Source organism: Roseibium sp. (assembly GCF_965233565.1).
GTDB lineage: Bacteria > Pseudomonadota > Alphaproteobacteria > Rhizobiales > Stappiaceae > Roseibium.
Genome location: NZ_OZ247494.1, coordinates 3,737,178 through 3,754,301 on the forward strand (window position 1 = coordinate 3,737,178; position 17,124 = coordinate 3,754,301).

At 59.4% G+C, this 17,124-nt stretch carries 16 protein-coding genes; 11 read left to right on the forward strand and 5 right to left on the reverse strand.

The genetic code is table 11. The features are described 5' to 3' along the window. Nucleotides 1–102: 102 nt before the first annotated feature. Nucleotides 103–651: a winged helix-turn-helix transcriptional regulator gene (locus ACO6TG_RS17215; protein ID WP_422374316.1), complete on the forward strand. Its 549-nt coding sequence runs from the start codon at nt 103–105 to the stop codon at nt 649–651. Nucleotides 652–684: 33 nt separating this feature from the next. Here the strand turns inward: ACO6TG_RS17215 and ACO6TG_RS17220 are convergent, their stop codons facing one another. Then, nucleotides 685–1,089, reverse strand: a complete 405-nt coding sequence (locus ACO6TG_RS17220) for a hypothetical protein (protein WP_422374317.1) — start codon at nt 1,087–1,089, stop codon at nt 685–687. Between the two features lie 151 nt (nt 1,090–1,240). On the opposite strand from ACO6TG_RS17220, the gene msrA reads away from it, so the two are divergent. Together msrA and ACO6TG_RS17230 are read left to right on the forward strand one after the other, a co-directional pair. Next, the gene (msrA, locus tag ACO6TG_RS17225) at nt 1,241–1,885 is read left to right on the forward strand and encodes a peptide-methionine (S)-S-oxide reductase MsrA (protein WP_422374318.1); all 645 of its coding nucleotides are present in this window, start codon (nt 1,241–1,243) and stop codon (nt 1,883–1,885) included. Between the two features lie 148 nt (nt 1,886–2,033). After that, nucleotides 2,034–2,555: a hypothetical protein gene (locus tag ACO6TG_RS17230; protein WP_422374319.1), complete on the forward strand. Its 522-nt coding sequence runs from the start codon at nt 2,034–2,036 to the stop codon at nt 2,553–2,555. Nucleotides 2,556–2,586: 31 nt separating this feature from the next. On the opposite strand, the gene ACO6TG_RS17235 is transcribed toward ACO6TG_RS17230, so the two are convergent. The 4 genes from ACO6TG_RS17235 to ACO6TG_RS17250 form a co-directional block, all read right to left on the reverse strand. Further along, entirely contained in the window at nt 2,587–3,240 is a 654-nt protein-coding gene (locus ACO6TG_RS17235; protein WP_422374320.1) for an outer membrane protein, read from the reverse strand. A 76-nt stretch (nt 3,241–3,316) separates the two neighbouring features. Beyond that, nucleotides 3,317–5,206, reverse strand: a complete 1,890-nt coding sequence (gene recQ / locus ACO6TG_RS17240; protein WP_422374321.1) for a DNA helicase RecQ — start codon at nt 5,204–5,206, stop codon at nt 3,317–3,319. Between the two features lie 111 nt (nt 5,207–5,317). Further along, nucleotides 5,318–6,211 (reverse strand): GNAT family N-acetyltransferase, encoded by an 894-nt coding sequence (locus tag ACO6TG_RS17245; RefSeq protein WP_422374322.1) that lies wholly within the window; start codon nt 6,209–6,211, stop codon nt 5,318–5,320. Nucleotides 6,212–6,327: 116 nt separating this feature from the next. Next, a complete protein-coding gene (locus tag ACO6TG_RS17250) occupies nt 6,328–6,705 on the reverse strand; it encodes an MAPEG family protein (RefSeq protein ID WP_422374323.1) in 378 nt (125 codons plus the stop codon). Nucleotides 6,706–6,973: 268 nt separating this feature from the next. Between ACO6TG_RS17250 and ACO6TG_RS17255 the strand changes: the two genes are divergently transcribed. The 8 genes from ACO6TG_RS17255 (at nt 6,974) to ACO6TG_RS17290 (ending at nt 17,100) form a co-directional block, all read left to right on the forward strand. Continuing rightward, a complete protein-coding gene (locus tag ACO6TG_RS17255) occupies nt 6,974–7,372 on the forward strand; it encodes a low molecular weight phosphatase family protein (protein WP_422374324.1) in 399 nt (132 codons plus the stop codon). A gap of 111 nt (nt 7,373–7,483) precedes the next feature. After that, complete coding sequence (locus tag ACO6TG_RS17260; protein WP_422374325.1) at nt 7,484–8,005, forward strand: protease inhibitor Inh/omp19 family protein; 522 nt, start codon at nt 7,484–7,486, stop codon at nt 8,003–8,005. Between the two features lie 74 nt (nt 8,006–8,079). Continuing rightward, the gene (locus tag ACO6TG_RS17265; RefSeq protein WP_422374326.1) at nt 8,080–8,862 is read left to right on the forward strand and encodes a DUF7662 domain-containing protein; all 783 of its coding nucleotides are present in this window, start codon (nt 8,080–8,082) and stop codon (nt 8,860–8,862) included. Between the two features lie 561 nt (nt 8,863–9,423). Next, nucleotides 9,424–10,581: a cell division protein ZapE gene (gene zapE / locus ACO6TG_RS17270; protein ID WP_422378900.1), complete on the forward strand. Its 1,158-nt coding sequence runs from the start codon at nt 9,424–9,426 to the stop codon at nt 10,579–10,581. A 172-nt stretch (nt 10,582–10,753) separates the two neighbouring features. Continuing rightward, a complete protein-coding gene (mdh, locus tag ACO6TG_RS17275; RefSeq protein WP_422374327.1) occupies nt 10,754–11,716 on the forward strand; it encodes a malate dehydrogenase in 963 nt (320 codons plus the stop codon). Nucleotides 11,717–11,794: 78 nt separating this feature from the next. Then, nucleotides 11,795–12,994 (forward strand): ADP-forming succinate--CoA ligase subunit beta, encoded by a 1,200-nt coding sequence (gene sucC / locus ACO6TG_RS17280; RefSeq protein WP_422374328.1) that lies wholly within the window; start codon nt 11,795–11,797, stop codon nt 12,992–12,994. Further along, the gene (sucD, locus tag ACO6TG_RS17285) at nt 12,995–13,900 is read left to right on the forward strand and encodes a succinate--CoA ligase subunit alpha (RefSeq protein ID WP_422374329.1); all 906 of its coding nucleotides are present in this window, start codon (nt 12,995–12,997) and stop codon (nt 13,898–13,900) included. Nucleotides 13,901–14,112: 212 nt separating this feature from the next. After that, complete coding sequence (locus ACO6TG_RS17290) at nt 14,113–17,100, forward strand: 2-oxoglutarate dehydrogenase E1 component (RefSeq protein WP_422374330.1); 2,988 nt, start codon at nt 14,113–14,115, stop codon at nt 17,098–17,100. Nucleotides 17,101–17,124 lie beyond the last annotated feature (24 nt).

Genomic DNA, 17,124 nt, shown 5'->3' on the forward strand with positions numbered 1-17,124 from the left:
CCGGATTGCAAACCCTTCGCAGCTGTTACCGGCAGAGAATTCTCTTGTTGAAATGCACAGTGGGTCATTTTCTTTTTGCAGAAAATATACTAACTATACTTTATGGACATAAAGCTGTTTGTCAACCTCACGTCCAAAGCGTGGTCGCTTGCCATCCTGTCGAACCTGCACGCAGGTGTTCCCGGTCGGCAGGCGGCATTGCTGACAGCCACTGGAGCCGGCAGGACAGCCTTTTCCCAAAGCATGCAACACCTGGTCAGTCTTAATCTGCTGGAGCGCAATCCCGGCCACGGCCACCCGTTGCGGCCCGAATTCAGGCTGACACCTGTGGGCATCAAGGCGGCAGCGCTTGCCTACCGGATCCAGGAGACAGCGGTGGGCGACGACCCGATCCTGCTCCGCAGGTCCTGGACTTTGCCGGTTTTGTCGTCGCTTCGACGGCCGCGCCATTTCTGCGACATCAAGAAAGACCTGCTGACAATCACGGATCGTGCGCTATCGCAGGCGCTGAAGTCGATGGAGGAGCGCGATTGGGTGCAGCGTAGCGTCAACAGCGCCGCACGGCCGCCGAGATCGATCTACAGTGCCGTCAATACGGGGCAGAGGATCACAGAAATTGTCCGGCCCGAGATACGATTTGCCTCGCTTTGATGCCGGTTTCACATCGCTGGCCTACGGGATCGTTCACGACCGGCTTTGAGCTGGAAGCAGGTCGGCCAATTTGTTGAGATTGCCGTTCAAGGTGCCGCTCGAAACGGCAGAAGCTTCAATTCGGCAGGGCTGATCACCGATCGGGTGAAGGAACAGGACCGGCCTGTGCAGCGCATATCCACAGGCTGCCTCCATGAGCGTATTGGCCCCTATATAGCCTGGGATACCATGCTTTTTCGTGTTGGCGATCAACACCACATCGCCGTTCCGGATCACTTCGAAATAGTCGCTGAGAAACACTTTTTTGCGCGCGGCAGCCTCTTCCGGAGAGAGCGTTGCCCAGTCAAATCCGGCTTCTTCCGGCACCGGTGTGGAAACGGTGTACCCCTCCTGTCGGAGCTGGGCCGCAAGATCCTCCATCACCTCAAGCGCCGACATGGAACCACAAATGACAATATGGAGCGGAATTTCTTGGCGTAACGGAGCCATCACGGCGGCCTCACGGTCATGTGCGGATTTGGACTGCTGAGTTGAGTTGCCGCCAAGCCGAGATGCGTTACCTCTGTCAGCAGCGATTGGAGGATCTATCATGAAGCGCATGCTGCCGCTATCTCTTGCCGCCCTTCTTGCCGGAGTGGCCGCGATTACAACTGCCAAGGCTGAAACCGCCATTCTGGCAGGAGGCTGTTTCTGGTGTGTGGAAGCGGATCTGGAAAAACTGCCAGGGGTTCGCGACGTGGTGTCGGGCTACGCCGGTGGAAATACCCAGAATCCGACTTACAAGAACTACGAGCGCGGTGGTCATCGCGAAGTGGTCAAGGTGGATTTCGATGAAACAAAGATCAGCTACGCCGACCTTGTCGGCGTCTTCCTTCGGACCATCGATGTGACGGATGCAGGTGGTCAGTTCTGTGATCGTGGATTTGGCTATTCTTCAGCGATCTATCCCCTGGATGAGGCCCAGGCCAAGCAGGCGAAAGCCGAAATCGCAAAGGCCGACAAGGCGCTTGGTGGCAAGGTCGTCACACCGGTCGAGGGTCCGGCGGTGTTCTGGCCGGCGGAAGACTATCACCAGAGCTATTACAAGAGTCCGGTGCGGACGTTGACCCGGTTTGGCTATGTCACGCGTGCAGACGCCTACAAGGGATATCGCAAGGGCTGCGGCCGCGATGCACGCGTCAATGCCGTCTGGGGTAATGAGGCTTACAAGGGATTGCCGAAGGCCGGTTCCTGAGAACCGGCCAAAAAGTGTTCTCGATCACGATTAGGAACTGGGAAACGAAATAGAATGACAGTGTTTGCCGTAGCGTAACTTCTGCTCTACATTTTTCGGGCAGGCTTGATCAATACGCCTTGTTCTTGCGTCACATGAGGCCGGTGTCATGCTTAGTTTGTTTGGAAGTCGTTTACAGGAAGAGCCAGAATTCATTTCAGAACTGCGGGCCGTTGAAACGGAAGACCGCCTCAGAAAAAACCTGACCGGCATGCTGGAAGATGCCGGTCTGGAAATTCGTGACACGAACACGCCAACCGAGTTTGCCGCGGCTGCCACGGTAGCGATCATGAAACTGGTCTTGAATGCGGCCGGCCGGCGGTTCGAGAGCCTGAGTTTTGAAAACCGGTTCGTGACGGGACTGTTCGGATTTATCGTGGCGCATAAATTGAGCCGCCGGACCAACGCAGACCTCGGCATTGTGCTCGGCATAGCCGGGCTTGACCTATTCTCGCGTGAAGAAATCGACCAGGTCTACAAGCTCGGCTCTTCCTATCGCCGCCTGCGCCAGCACCGGCAGATGCATCTCGCACTTGGAGAGATTGTCGAAGAGTTTCTGTCCCACCCGGATGCAGAAGAACTCCAGGACCTCGCAACGCTCTACCAGATGTGCCTTCAGCCTGAAGCCTGAGCTACGGTGGCCTTTTTCCGGGTGAGGGACATCAGAAACGATATCCGATGCCTAGGTAAAACAAATCGGATTTTCCGTCGACCGTGAAGGAGTTCAGGCCGGAGACGTTATAGGTTTTTTCGCCGAATGCGTAATGCTTGTAGTCGAATTTCGCGAACAGGCCGTCTGTGATCCGCGCTTCGGCGCCAGCGCCGGCTACCAGGCCAACAAAGGTGTTCTCGTCGGAAGCGCCGTTGCTCTTGCGCTCAATCTTGTAGTTTCCGAAACCCATGCCTGCAGTGACGTAAGGCATGAACCGGCCTGCATCGTATCCAAGGCGAGCGGTTGCAGATCCAACCCAGTTTGAGGTCTGTCTGGTATTTCCGGACGCGGAGCTTCCCTGGAAGTTTGTCAGGGCACCTTCCACGCTGACGCCAAAAACAATCCGATCGAACTGCTGGTCGACACCGAGGGAACCGCCAACCAATCCGGAGCGGAAGAAACTGTTATTCCCCAGGCTGTCTGATCCCGAAAGAAAACCGCCGCCACCGAAGACAACGGCGTTGAAGCCGGACCAGTCGCTTCGCTGGAGCCGCAGATCCGCAACGGTACCAAAATCCTGCGCCGGAGACGCCGAAGGATCGGCGGCGTAGGCCGATGCCGACAGCAACATCGAAAGAACGGAAATCAGTGAAAAATTCCGCATGTAGAAAACCCCCAAATGCAACCAATGAGGGTTTTATCTCGTGAAAACTGTCAATTAATCGTTAAGGTAAACAAAATCATACACCGGCTTCAAACGCTTCGACCACATCGAGAAATGTTTCACCATACTTCTCGAGTTTGGATTGTCCGACGCCGGAAACGGCAAGCATGGCTTCCGGCGTGATCGGTCTGGCCGCCGCGATACCGGCAAGTGTTGCATCCGGAAACACCACGTAAGGCGGCACGCTCTGATCTCTGGCAATCTGGGTTCTGAGTCGGCGCAGCCGCTCGAACAGAAGCTTGTCGTCATGATCGAGTTCGTCCGCAATCGAGGCGGTTCGCGAGGTGCGGGTCTTCTTCAGTCCCGCTGCGCTGCGGTCCTTGCGCAGGGCCAGTCTTTCATCTCCGCGCAACACCGACCGGGCCTTCTCGGTCAGGATCAGGGCGCCGAAATGGGCGTGGTCGACATCGACAAAGCCGGCGGCCACCAATTGCCTTGCGATGGACTGCCAGGTCTTTTGCGGAACATCCTCCCCGATGCCGAAGACGGAGAGGTTCTCATGTCCGAAACGGGTTGTCTTTTCGTTGCTTTTTCCCAGCAGGACATCGATGACATGACCGGCGCCGAACCTTTGGCCGGTCCGGTAGATGGCGGACATCAGTTTCTGCGCGGCCTCGGTGCCGTCCCAGGTCTCTACCGGTGACAGACAGGTATCGCAATTGCCGCAGGGCTCGGGATAGGTTTCGCCGAAATGCGCCAGAAGCGCCTGGCGCCGGCATCCAGCCGTCTCGCAGATGCCCAACAGCGCATTCAGCTTGGCATTTTCTGCCCGTTTGACCTCGTCCGGTGCATCGCCTTCCGCAATCATGCGGCGGCGCTGAACAAGATCGGCCATGCCATAAGCCATGAAGGCTTCGGAGGGTGCGCCGTCGCGTCCCGCCCGGCCTGTTTCCTGGTAGTAGGCTTCCACCGAAGACGGCAGATCCAGATGGGCGACATAGCGCACATCCGGTTTGTCGATGCCCATGCCGAAGGCAACCGTTGCCACCAGGCATAAACCTTCTTCCAGCAAAAAGGCATCCTGATTGGCTGCACGCCGCTCCGCCGGCAAGCCGGCGTGATAGGGCAGTGCCTTGACGCCCTTTGATGTCAGCCAGTCGGCAATGTCTTCAACCTTCGCCCGGCTGAGGCAATAGACAATGCCGCTTTCTCCCTCGTGCTTCTTCAGGAAATCCAGAAGCTGCTGACGCTGATTGGTGCGCTCGACGATTTCGTAGCGGATGTTCGGCCGGTCGAAACTCGTGGAGAACACTTCCGCGTCTTCCAGCTGCAGACGGGCCAGAATGTCCTGTTGTGTATGCGGATCGGCCGTTGCTGTCAGCGCGACCCTTGGCACGCCCGGATAACGTTCCTTCAGGCAGGAAAGCGACAGGTATTCGGGGCGGAAATCATGCCCCCACTGGCTGACACAATGGGCCTCGTCGATGGCAAACAGGGCGATGTCCAGCGTGTCCAGGAAGCACCGGAAACTTTCGATGCCAAGCCGTTCCGGCGTGACATAGAGAAGGTCGATTTCGCCGCGGCGCAAGGCGTCGCGCAGCGAAAACTGTTCGTCCTGCGACAGGGTGGAATTGAAGGCGGCGGCCTTGACCCCGGCGGCCGTGAGGGCTCCGACCTGGTCTTTCATCAACGCAATCAGCGGCGAGACTACGATGCCGACACCGCGGCGGCAAAGCGCCGGGATCTGGTAGCAGAGCGATTTGCCCGCTCCGGTGGGGAACAGCACCACCGCGTCGTTGCCGGCAACCAGCGTCTCGATGACGGCCTGTTGTTTGCCCCGGAAACTGCCATAACCAAAAACCTGTTGCAGAACCGCGAGCGGTTTCGGGTCCGCATGGACGGGCGGAGCAGAATGCGAGACGGGGGATGGGAGTTCATCCGCGGTGATTGCAGGCGAAGCGGACATGGGCCGGCAGGTTCCTTTGCTTTCCCGCACCATGTCTTATTCGCCGTCCCAGGGCAATCAAGCTCACGCGCACCCTGTGGATGACCATTGTGTGGAAGTCTGCGCGGATTATCAGAATTCGGCGTCGGGGTCTTCGGCCAGGGTTTCGGCGCAGTGGATCCGCATCTGTTCGGTCAGTTGGCCGAGATCACCCTTCAGCCGTTCCGGACGGATCGGTTTGCCGAAATGCACGTTGAATTTGGCGCTCTTCTTGTTGAGCAGCTCATTGAAGACGGTCATGTCGCGCAGCTCGGTGGAAACACGCGCCAGGAAATAGAACAGGCCAGAGTTTCGCCCGCCCATATGCATCGGGATGATCGGCGCCTTGTTCTTGCGCGCCAGGGCAAGCGCGGAGGTCATCCAGGGACGTTCGGTCAGCTTGCCGTCGTTCCAGTAGGCCAGGCGGCCGGAGGGAAACAGAACAACCACTCGTTCCTTTGAAAAAGCCGCTCTGGCGATTTTCAGGGTTTCCTTGGACTTCTCCTGACTCTTGAAATCTGCGCGCCATTCGACCGGAACGATCATGTCTGCGAGGCGCGGATTGATACGGATCGCGTCGCGATTGGCAAAAATCGACAGATCGGCACGCCGAGACTTGATGGCGTCATAAAGTACGATGCCATCGGCAATACCGGTCGGGTGATTTGAGACAAGCACGACCGGCCCCTCTGCCGGAACCCGGTCCAGACCAAGAGTGGTCACGTCGAGGGTCAAAAGCCGGCTCAGATGCGCAAACACGTCCTGAGCCTCCATGGCCGCGATCGTGTCGGCCATGTCTACGGCGGAAGAATAGCGTAATATCTTGTGCGCAAAGGGTTTTATGATCGGCCACCAGGGGCTGGCCATCACGAGCTTGCCACGCTCGGCGATCAGGACGTCGACTATATGCTTCTCGGCAATCGGCTTCTGGGCCGCCGCCTGGCGGCGCGCCGGCAAGGTGTCAGTCGTCTGGTCGGTTGTCCGCACAATGCACCTCTGCCCTTCGGAACCCTGCGATACTTTCCTGCATCGTTAGCGAAATCAGCCTCTTGGTGCAAATGCTCGTTGAACAATTTGCTTTTCAGGCCAGTTGCCAACGCGGCTCAGCTCCACAGGGAGCTGGTGAAAAGTCCCATGCAGGTCAGGAACCCCGCGAACCAGGAAATGGAGCGCGGCGTCGCCCTGTCCATCCAGTAGCAGAACACGTAAATCAGCCGTAGCAAAATAAAAAGAACCGCGAGCCGGTCGATCCATTCCGGGTCGCCACCCTGGCTGAGGCCGACAAAGACGGCGACGGCAAACAGGGGAAAGGCCTCGAAACCATTGGCCTGCGCGCCCTGGGCCCGCGCGCGAAAGCCTTCGCGCCAGTAGTTCGGATCGCGCGGTTTTGCATTGTTGAACTGTTTGTCGAGCTTGGCGGGAAACGCCGACAGGATCGGCAGGATGGCGGCAACGAGGACACACCAAAGGGCGATGGGCATTCGGGCACTCCATGTGGTTGTCCGGCTGGTGCTGCCGGCATCTTGAAGGCAGGTCGTGACGAATTGCGGCGTTAGAAGCGCCGTTGTAGCAGGCCGGGAAAAGATATCCTCATGAATTTCCGCCGCAGTGCCTTTTTGTCATAAAGTTTTCCCGGCGGAACGCTAGGGGGACATCGCCGACCGGCAGCTGTTCGGTCCACGATACGTCTTGAGGGATCCCGCCGTGCCGAAAACCACCGTCTTGTTCATATGTCCGGACAACAGCCTTTTGTCACCTCTCGCAGAAGCCTATCTGAATGACAGGGGACATGGCCTGATACGTGCCTTTTCAGCGGGTATCGACCCGGCGGCGGACTTGAACCGACATGTGAAACGGCTGCTTTCTGCCGTCGGCGTTAAGGCGCGAGGTCTTGCGCCGAAGCCGGTTGACATATTTTTGATGCCGCATGCGGAGGTGCCCGACAGGGTGATCTATCTTTCCGATCAGACGCAGATCGCTTACCCGCTCCATTGGAAGACAACAACGTCCAGCCATTGGTGGAGCATCGCAGAAAAGCCGCCTTTTCCGCAGAGTTTCAGCGCCTGTTCAATCTACTTCGACCGGATTGCGGTGGCGGTGGATGAGCTGATCAGCCCGTCGATTTCGGTTGCCACACCCGCTGCCTAGCGGGAGATCTGCCTCTGAAGACGGGCAATGTGGCCAGGTTTTTGGATTTTCGCCAAATTCTAGGCTAAGAGATGCTCCCATATTGGGACGATGGTGAGGGAATGATTCGTCATGATGCGCGCGGGAAAATTGGTATTGGTCGTCGGGTTGGTAATCCTGGCCGCAGGCTGCCAGCGCTTTTCCAGAAGCCCTAACTACGCAGCGCCGCTGCCTGCGACACCCACGACGCCGGTAGATGCAGGCACGCTGACCCCGCTTGACCCGAATGCATCGGGGGCGGGCCTGAACGATCCGTCGGCACAACCGACCGATCTGGCCAGCAACCCCGTTGCCGCTCCCGCGGGTGCCAAGGAAGTCGGCCGTACCGATCTTCTGGGCGGTTGGAAGCTGACGTCTGCCGGAGATAGCTGCATGGCCTTCATGACCCTGACCACCTGGTCGGGCGGCTACCGGGCAAATACCAGAGGTTGTAACAGCCCTGTGCTGTCCGGGATCTCCGCCTGGGATCTGAACGGCAACCAGGTGGTGTTGAAGGACGGTGCGGGCCTGATCGTCGCACAGCTTTACTCCAGCGCTTCCGGGCAGTTTAACGGTCAAACCTCTTCCGGACAGCCCATCTCGCTGTTCCGTTAAACGGTCTCCGTATTAATGCTGGACAATACGCGTTATAGGTGTATATTTGCATGGCTACCGGAAAGGCTGTGCGAATGTCAAAATACGAACCATTGCGGGAACACCTGGCGCGTCTGGAAGATGTGGTCTGGGCTGCCAAGCTGAACGAAGTTGAAGATATCATCGGGTCGACGCTTCCAAGAAGCGCACGGGAACACCGGACCTGGTGGGCAAACTCCGGCGGAAGCTTGGTGCATCAAAATGCCTGGCTCGACGCAGGCTGGCGTGTCGAACGCACGGATCTGATGCGCGATGTCATCGTGTTCCGGCGTCTGAGGATCGGCGGAACGGTCGCTGCGGCGGCCAGCCGTGCGGAACGACCGGCCAGAGCCCCTCAGAAAGCTGCTGAAAAACGTCTGGCAAAGGAAATGCTGGCGCTCCGCCAACCGGCAACGGTCACGTTGCGGTCCGAGTGGACGACGCTGGGCGACGTTCAACGGACCCCCTGTTCAAGCAACAGCATCCCTCAGGAAGGCGGCGTTCTGCGCTTTGCGTCGATGAACGGCGACGAAGTTACGACTGCTGTCGTCGCTACATTGTCCGTGCACAAGGCCTATCGCAGCCTGCGTATGGAAATGAAGGGTCTCGACAACGATACGGACAGTCAGGTTGGGCACGATCTTTGTGAAAAGATTGGGCTGGACCCGAAATCGCCAATTGAATGTGACGTCGTCAAGTCCGGAAATGCCTGGCTCTTGACCGATGGCCGTGGCCGGAAGGCCAACATGGACGACCAGTCGGAATGCTATCTGGTCGCCCAGCTGCTTTATCTTCAGGAGATCCAGAGCGGTCGCAAGGCGACCTTGCTGTTGCGCTAGATCAGAGACTGATCAGCTGGCTCCTGTTAAATGGCCGGCGGTTGGTCGCTTCAAAAGGAGAGATCCGGTCATCTGCGTTCAACGAGCGCAGCACATGTAAGCCAATTTGCTGGCCGCTGACCACGGCCGACGTTTGACGGACCGGTTCCTCCCGCACGGGGCAAGCCCTCCCGTGCCCTGCACCCGCAGCACTCCCACCAAGGCTGCGGGTGTTTTGGTTTTACTTGCCTTCCGGAATTTCAGATCCTTTTGAAACGAAGAGCATCATCTGCGCATGCTTTGTGTGCCGGGCACTTTCCGTTGCCGGGTGCAATTGCACTGCAGGGTGGGATGGCTTTCGGGTCGGCGGAGTTGTAAGCGCGCCACCTGCGTCAGCTTGCCGAAAGGCGGCCTGTTTCAATCGGTTAAATGACATGTGTGTGAATTCATGTATCATTTTCAACGCATTTCGTGACTTGCATCTGCGACGTTTTGACCTTAATCCCGCGCCAAGATCACGTCCCGGGTTGTGGTGACAACCTAACCCCATGAAGTCTCATGGAGGGAGCAGCACCCTTGAAGATGGAACTGCCGGTCAACCGCGCCCTGAGCGCTCGTTATGACGCCCTTGTCGCGTCTGGCGAGATTTCGGAAGACCCCGTTCAACGGGAGGCGGTGCGCCAGCTCGATCTCCTCAACACCCGCCTCGCCGAAACCAGGCTCGCCTCCAAGAAGAGTTCACTCGGCTGGCTCTTTGCAAACAAGAAGAACCAGCTCTGGGCCTCTGTTCAGGGGCTCTACATGTGGGGCGGGGTCGGTCGCGGCAAGACCATGCTGATGGATCTCTTTTACGAGGTCACGGTGATCCGCCGCAAACGCCGCGTGCATTTCCACGAGTTCATGACCGATGTGCACGAGCGGATCCACGAACACCGCCAGGCGCACAAGCGCGGCGAGGTCAAGGGTGACGATCCGATTCCTCCGGTGGCTGTCCAGATCGCCGACGAGACACGGCTTCTGCTCTTCGATGAGTTCTCCGTCACCGACATCGCCGACGCGATGATCCTTGGAAGGCTGTTCACGCAGCTGTTCGAGCGCGGCGTGATTGTGGTGGCAACGTCGAATGTGGAGCCGTCAAAGCTTTACAAGGATGGCCTCAACCGGCAGCTGTTCGTGCCCTTCATCCAGATGCTGTCCTCGAAAGTGGAAATCCTGCATCTGGATTCGCCGACGGACTACCGCCTGGAAAAGCTGGCCGGCGCGCCGATCTACGTCACCCCGCTCGGGGAAGCATCGACGGCACAGATGGATGCGCTGTTCACCAAGCTGACGCACGGCATGAAGCCGCATGCCGAGGAGCTGGAGAACAAGGGCCGCAAGATCCCGGTGCCCGTTGTCGCCTCCGGCGCGGCGCGCTTTACCTTTGACGATCTGTGCATGCAGCCGCTCGGCGCCAGCGACTATCTGCGAATTGCAAATGCCTACAGCACGGTGTTTCTGGACAATGTACCGGTGTTGTCGAGGGCGCGCCGCAACGAGGCCAAGCGGTTCATCAACCTGATTGACACACTTTACGATAACGGCATCAAGCTTGTCGTCTCGGCAGAGGCCGAACCCCAGGATCTTTATGTCGGTGAAGACGGCACGGAGGCCTTTGAGTTCGACCGTACGGCGTCCAGATTGATCGAAATGCGGTCCGAGGCGTATCTTGCGGGAGAAAACAGGGCAGCACACGCATAAGTCTGCATTCCGTATAGGGGAATTATGCAGGCGGGAAGATTTGAGAAATTTTGCCTTGGTTTGCGCAATATTCTTTTGGCGAGGTTGCGCGCCCGAAGCAAAGGGAGTAGGCCATCCTCAGTCATCACAGGATGGCATAGAGTTCCATCTTACGTAAAGGGAAACTTTCGATATGACGCGGAACAAGATTGCCTTGATCGGCTCGGGTCAGATCGGCGGCACGCTCGCTCATCTGGCAGGTTTGAAGGAACTGGGAGACATCGTACTCTTCGACATCGCGGAAGGCATGCCTCAGGGCAAGGCGCTCGATCTCGCAGAATCCTCCCCGGTCGACGGCTTTGATGCCAAGCTGGCAGGTGCCAACACCTACGAAGCCATCGAAGGCTCCGACGTTGTCATCGTCACCGCAGGTGTTCCGCGCAAGCCCGGCATGAGCCGTGACGATCTTCTGGAAATCAACCTGAAGGTCATGGAGCAGGTCGGCGCCGGTATCGCGAAATACGCCCCGAACGCGTTTGTCATCTGCATCACCAACCCGCTCGACGCCATGGTCTGGGCTCTGCAGAAATTCTCCGGCCTGCCGAAAAACAAGGTTGTCGGCATGGCCGGCGTGCTCGACAGCGCCCGCTTCCGCTACTTTCTGGCGGACGAGTTCAACGTTTCCGTTGAAGACGTCACCGCCTTCGTTCTGGGCGGCCATGGCGACACCATGGTTCCGCTGACCCGTTACTCCACCGTCGCCGGTATTCCGCTGACCGACCTGGTCAAGATGGGCTGGTGCACGGCCGAGCGTCTGGAAGAGATCGTCCAGCGCACCCGGGACGGCGGCGCGGAAATCGTCGGCCTTCTGAAAACCGGCTCCGCGTTCTACGCTCCGGCTTCCTCCGCCATCTCCATGGCCGAGAGCTACCTGAAGGACAAGAAGCGCGTTCTGCCTTGTGCTGCTGCCCTCGACGGCCAGTATGGCCTGAAGGACACCTATGTGGGTGTTCCGGTCGTGATCGGTTCCGAAGGTGTCGAGCGCGTCATCGAGATCGACCTGCAGGGCGACGAGAAAGCCAATTTCGACAAGTCGGTCGCGTCCGTCGACGGCCTGGTCGAAGCCTGTAAGAAAATTCAGCCGGCGCTCGCTTAACAAGCGGCACTGACCTGAAACCGTTAGGGCTGCGCCCGGTGTCAAGCCGGGGCGGTCTGCCGATCACGGGGGAACACCATGAACATTCATGAATATCAGGCCAAGGCCGTGCTGAAGGAGTTCGGCGCACCGGTGGCTGAGGGCGTCGCCATTTTCTCGGCCGACGAAGCTGAAGCAGCCGCGAAGCAGCTGCCGGGCCCGCTCTGGGTGGTCAAGACCCAGATCCATGCCGGCGGCCGCGGCAAGGGCAAGTTCAAGGAACTTTCCGAAGACGCCAAGGGCGGCGTTCGCCTGGCCTTCTCGCTGGACGAAGTCACCGCGCATGCCAAGGAAATGCTTGGCAACACGCTGGTCACCAAGCAGACCGGTCCGGCCGGCAAGGTGGTCAACCGTCTCTATATTGAAGACGGCGCCGACATCGAGCGCGAGCTTTACCTCTCCATCCTGGTGGACCGTACCGTCGGCCGTCCGGCGTTTGTCGTCTCCACCGAGGGCGGCATGGACATCGAGGCGGTTGCCGAAGAGACCCCTGAAAAGATCATCACCCTGCCGATCGACCCGGAGACCGGCGTCACCGAGGCAGACGCCGGCAAGCTTTGCGATGCTCTGGAACTCTCCGGTGCGGCCCGCGAAGACGGCATGACCCTGTTCCCGATCCTGCACAAGGCCTTTGTCGAAAAGGACATGAGCCTTCTGGAAGTGAACCCGCTGATCGTCATGAAGGACGGCCGCCTGCGCGTTCTCGACGCCAAGGTCTCCTTCGACGGCAACGCGCTCTTCCGCCACGACGACATCATGGCGCTGCGCGACGTCACCGAGGAAGACGCCAAGGAAATCGAAGCCTCCAAGCACGATCTGGCGTATGTCGCCCTCGATGGCGACATCGGCTGCATGGTCAATGGCGCCGGCCTTGCCATGGCGACCATGGACATCATCAAGCTCTACGGTGCCGAGCCGGCCAACTTCCTCGATGTGGGTGGTGGCGCTTCGAAAGAGAAGGTGACGGCCGCGTTCAAGATCATCACCTCCGATCCGAACGTGAAGGGCATTCTGGTCAACATCTTCGGCGGCATCATGCGCTGCGACGTGATCGCGGAAGGCGTGGTGGCAGCCGTCAGGGAAGTCGGCCTGCAGGTTCCGCTCGTTGTCCGCCTGGAAGGCACCAACGTGGAACTCGGCAAGAAGATCATCAACGAAAGCGGTCTGAACGTGATCGCTGCCGATGATCTCGACGACGCCGCCCAGAAAATCGTGAAAGCCGTGAAGGGGGGCGCGTAAATGTCCATCCTCGTTAATAAAGACACGAAAATCATCGTTCAGGGCCTGACCGGTAAGACCGGCACGTTCCACACGGAACAGGCACTGGAATATTACGGCACCAAGATGGTGGCCGGCGTTCATCCGAAAAAGGGTGGCGAGACCTGGGGCAGCGTGGAAAGCGCTGCTCAGCTGCCGATCTTTGCTTCCGTTGGCGAAGCCAGGGAAGCCACCGGTGCGGACGCCTCCGTGATCTATGTCCCGCCGGCAGGCGCGGGCGCTGCGATCATCGAGGCGATCGAAGCGGAAATTCCGTTCATCGTCTGCATCACCGAAGGCATCCCGGTGGCCGACATGGTCAAGGTCAAGGCCAAGCTGGACAAGTCCAACTCGCGGCTGCTCGGCCCGAACTGCCCGGGCATCCTGACCCCGGAAGAGTGCAAGATCGGCATCATGCCGGGCTCCATCTTCAAGAAGGGCTCCGTCGGGGTGGTGTCCCGCTCCGGCACGCTGACTTATGAGGCGGTCTTCCAGACCACCAATGCCGGCCTCGGTCAGACCACGGCTGTCGGCATCGGCGGCGACCCGGTCAAGGGCACCGAGTTCATCGACGTCCTGGAAATGTTCCTGGCCGATGACGAGACCCAGTCGATCATCATGATCGGCGAGATCGGTGGTTCGGCCGAAGAGGAAGCCGCGCAGTTCCTGAAGGACGAAGCCAGGAAGGGCCGTTCGAAGCCGATGGCCGGCTTCATCGCAGGCCGCACGGCGCCTCCGGGCCGCACCATGGGCCACGCCGGCGCGGTGATTTCCGGCGGCAAGGGCGGCGCGGAAGACAAGATCGCGGCCATGGAAGAGGCCGGCATCAAGGTGTCGCCGTCTCCGGCAAAGCTCGGCGAGACGCTTCTCGAAGTCTTGAAGGGCTAAAAACCAGGATTATCTGTGGCAGGAGGCGGAAACTGTTTACGTTTTCTGCTGCATGGTGAAAGGTGGGTTGCGGCGCCGATTGTGCCGCGCCCAATATTCGAGGGGCTGGTGAAACAGGGGAACCTGGCACCGGTCATGTTAGGGAACCGGCCGCGGGTCATATTTTCGGCCCGCCTAAACAAAAAGGGCGGAGCAGCCCTCCGCTAAAGGACATGGCACGGCAGGAAGCGAACAACGTATTCGCACTGACGTCGTTGCTTTACGGCGCCAACGCAGCCTATATCGAAGACCTCTACGCACAGTACAAGACAGATCCGAACTCGGTCGATGCCGAGTGGCGGGACTTCTTTGCTGCCTTCCAGGACGAGAAAGACGCCGTCCTGAAGGAAGCACGCGGGGCAACCTGGAAACGCAAGGACTGGCCGATCGAGGCCAATGGCGACCTGGTCAATGCCTTTGACGGCAACTGGGGTCCGATCGAACAGAAGATCGGCGACAAGCTGAAGAAGAAGGCGGAAGCCAAGGGCGCGCCGATTTCCGACACCGAGGTCCATCAGGCGACCCGCGACTCCGTGCGCGCCCTGATGATGATCCGTGCCTACCGCATGCGCGGTCACCTGCACGCCGATCTCGACCCGCTCGGGCTGGCCGGCAAGGGCGACCACGAAGAACTGCACCCGTCTTCTTACGGCTTTGTCGAAGCCGACTGGGACCGCAAGATCTTCATCGATCACGTACTCGGCCTCGAATACGCCACCATCCGCGAGATGCTGGAAATTCTGAAGCGGACTTATTGCTCGACCCTCGGCGTCGAGTTCATGCACATTTCCGATCCGGCCGCCAAGGCCTGGATCCAGGAGCGCATCGAGGGCCCGGACAAGCAGGTGGCCTTCACCTCGGAAGGCAAGAAGGCGATCCTGAACAAGCTGGTCGAGGCCGAGGGCTTCGAAAAGTTCCTGGATGTCAAATACACCGGCACCAAGCGTTTCGGCCTGGATGGCGGCGAGGCCCTGATCCCGGCGCTTGAGCAGATCATCAAGCGCGGCGGCCAGATGGGTCTGAAGGACATCGTGCTCGGCATGGCCCACCGCGGCCGTCTGAACGTGCTGTCCCAGGTGATGGGTAAACCGCATCGCGCCATTTTCCACGAGTTCAAGGGCGGGTCCTACGCCCCGGACGAAGTGGAAGGCTCCGGCGACGTGAAGTACCACCTCGGTGCGTCCTCCGACCGGACCTTCGACGACAACAACGTTCACCTGTCGCTGACGGCGAACCCGTCGCACCTGGAAATCGTGAACCCGGTCGTCCTCGGCAAGTCCCGCGCCAAGCAGGATCAGCTCGCAGCGGACGAAAACGGCAACTTCATCGAGACGACCGAAGTCGATCGCGGCACGGTTCTGCCGCTGCTGCTGCACGGCGATGCGGCCTTTGCCGGCCAGGGTGTCGTGGCCGAGTGTTTCGGTCTGTCCGCCCTGCGCGGGCACCGCACCGGTGGTTCGATCCATGTGATCATCAACAACCAGATCGGCTTCACCACCAACCCGCGTTTCTCGCGTTCCTCGCCCTATCCGTCGGACATGGCGAAGGTGATTGAATCGCCGATCTTCCACGTCAATGCGGATGATCCGGAAGCGGTTGTCTTCGCGGCCAAGATCGCGATCGAGTTCCGCCAGACGTTCCACCGCCCCGTCGTCATCGACATGATCTGCTACCGCCGCTTCGGCCACAACGAGGGCGACGAGCCGGCGTTCACGCAGCCGATCATGTACCGCAAGATCCGCAAGCACGCGACGACGCTTCAGCTCTATTCCGAGCGCCTGGTCAATGAAGGCGTTCTGAGCCAGGAAGAAGTCGACCGGATGAAAGCCGACTGGCGCAAGCATCTGGACATCGAGTTCGACAGCGGCCAGGCCTTCAAGCCGAACAAGGCCGACTGGCTGGACGGCAAGTGGTCCGGCCTGAAACGGGCCGATGACGAAGAAGATCCGCGCCGCGGCGAAACCGGTCTTCCGGTTGACGAATTGAAGGAAATCGGCCGGGCGCTGACCCATGTGCCGGATGGCTTCAACATTCACCGCACGATTGCGCGCTTCATGAACCACCGGGAGCGCATGGTCGAGACCGGAGAGGGCATCGATTGGGCCACCGCCGAAGCGCTCGCATTCGCGTCGCTTCTGAAGGAAGGCCATCCGATCCGCCTGTCCGGTCAGGACTGCGAACGCGGCACCTTCTCGCAGCGCCACTCCGTGCTCTACGACCAGGAAGACGAAAGCCGTTACATTCCGCTGAACCACATTTCGCCCAACCAGCAGCGCTACGAGGTCATCAACTCGATGCTGTCGGAAGAGGCTGTGCTTGGCTTTGAATACGGCTACTCGCTGGCCGAGCCGCGGGCGCTGACCATGTGGGAAGCCCAGTTCGGCGACTTTGCCAATGGCGCGCAGGTTCTGTTCGACCAGTTCATCTCGTCGGGCGAACGCAAGTGGTTGCGCATGTCCGGTCTCGTCTGCCTGCTGCCGCATGGCTACGAGGGCCAGGGTCCGGAACACTCCTCCGCCCGCCTGGAGCGGTTCCTTCAACTCTGCGCGGAAGACAACATGCAGGTGGCGAACTGTTCGACACCGGCCAACTACTTCCACATCCTGCGCCGTCAGCTGCGCCGCGACATCCGCAAGCCGCTGATCCTGATGACGCCGAAATCGCTTCTGCGCCACAAGAAGGCGGTATCGAAGATCGAGGAACTCGGTCCGGATTCAACCTTCCACCGGCTGCTTTGGGACGATTGGGGTCACAACCTCAATGCCGACGGCAAGCTGGTTGCGGACGACAAGATCCGGCGGGTCGTGATGTGTTCGGGCAAGGTCTATTACGACCTCTTCGAAGAGCGCGAGAAGCGCGGCATCAACGACGTCTACCTGATGCGTGTCGAGCAGCTGTACCCGTTCCCGAAAAAGGCGCTCATGCTTGAACTGGCGCGCTTCCCGCAGGCCGAGATGGTCTGGTGTCAGGAAGAGCCGAAAAACATGGGCAGCTGGTTCTTCGTCGAGCCGTATATCGAGTGGGTCCTGGGTCAGATCGACGCCAAGCACCAGCGCCCGCGCTATGCCGGCCGCAACGCAATGGCCTCGACCGCGACCGGTCTGATGTCCGCGCATCTGGCGCAGCTGCAGGCGTTCCTCGAAGAAGCGCTCGGAGACTAATCCTTGAGAGGGCCTTCGGGCCCT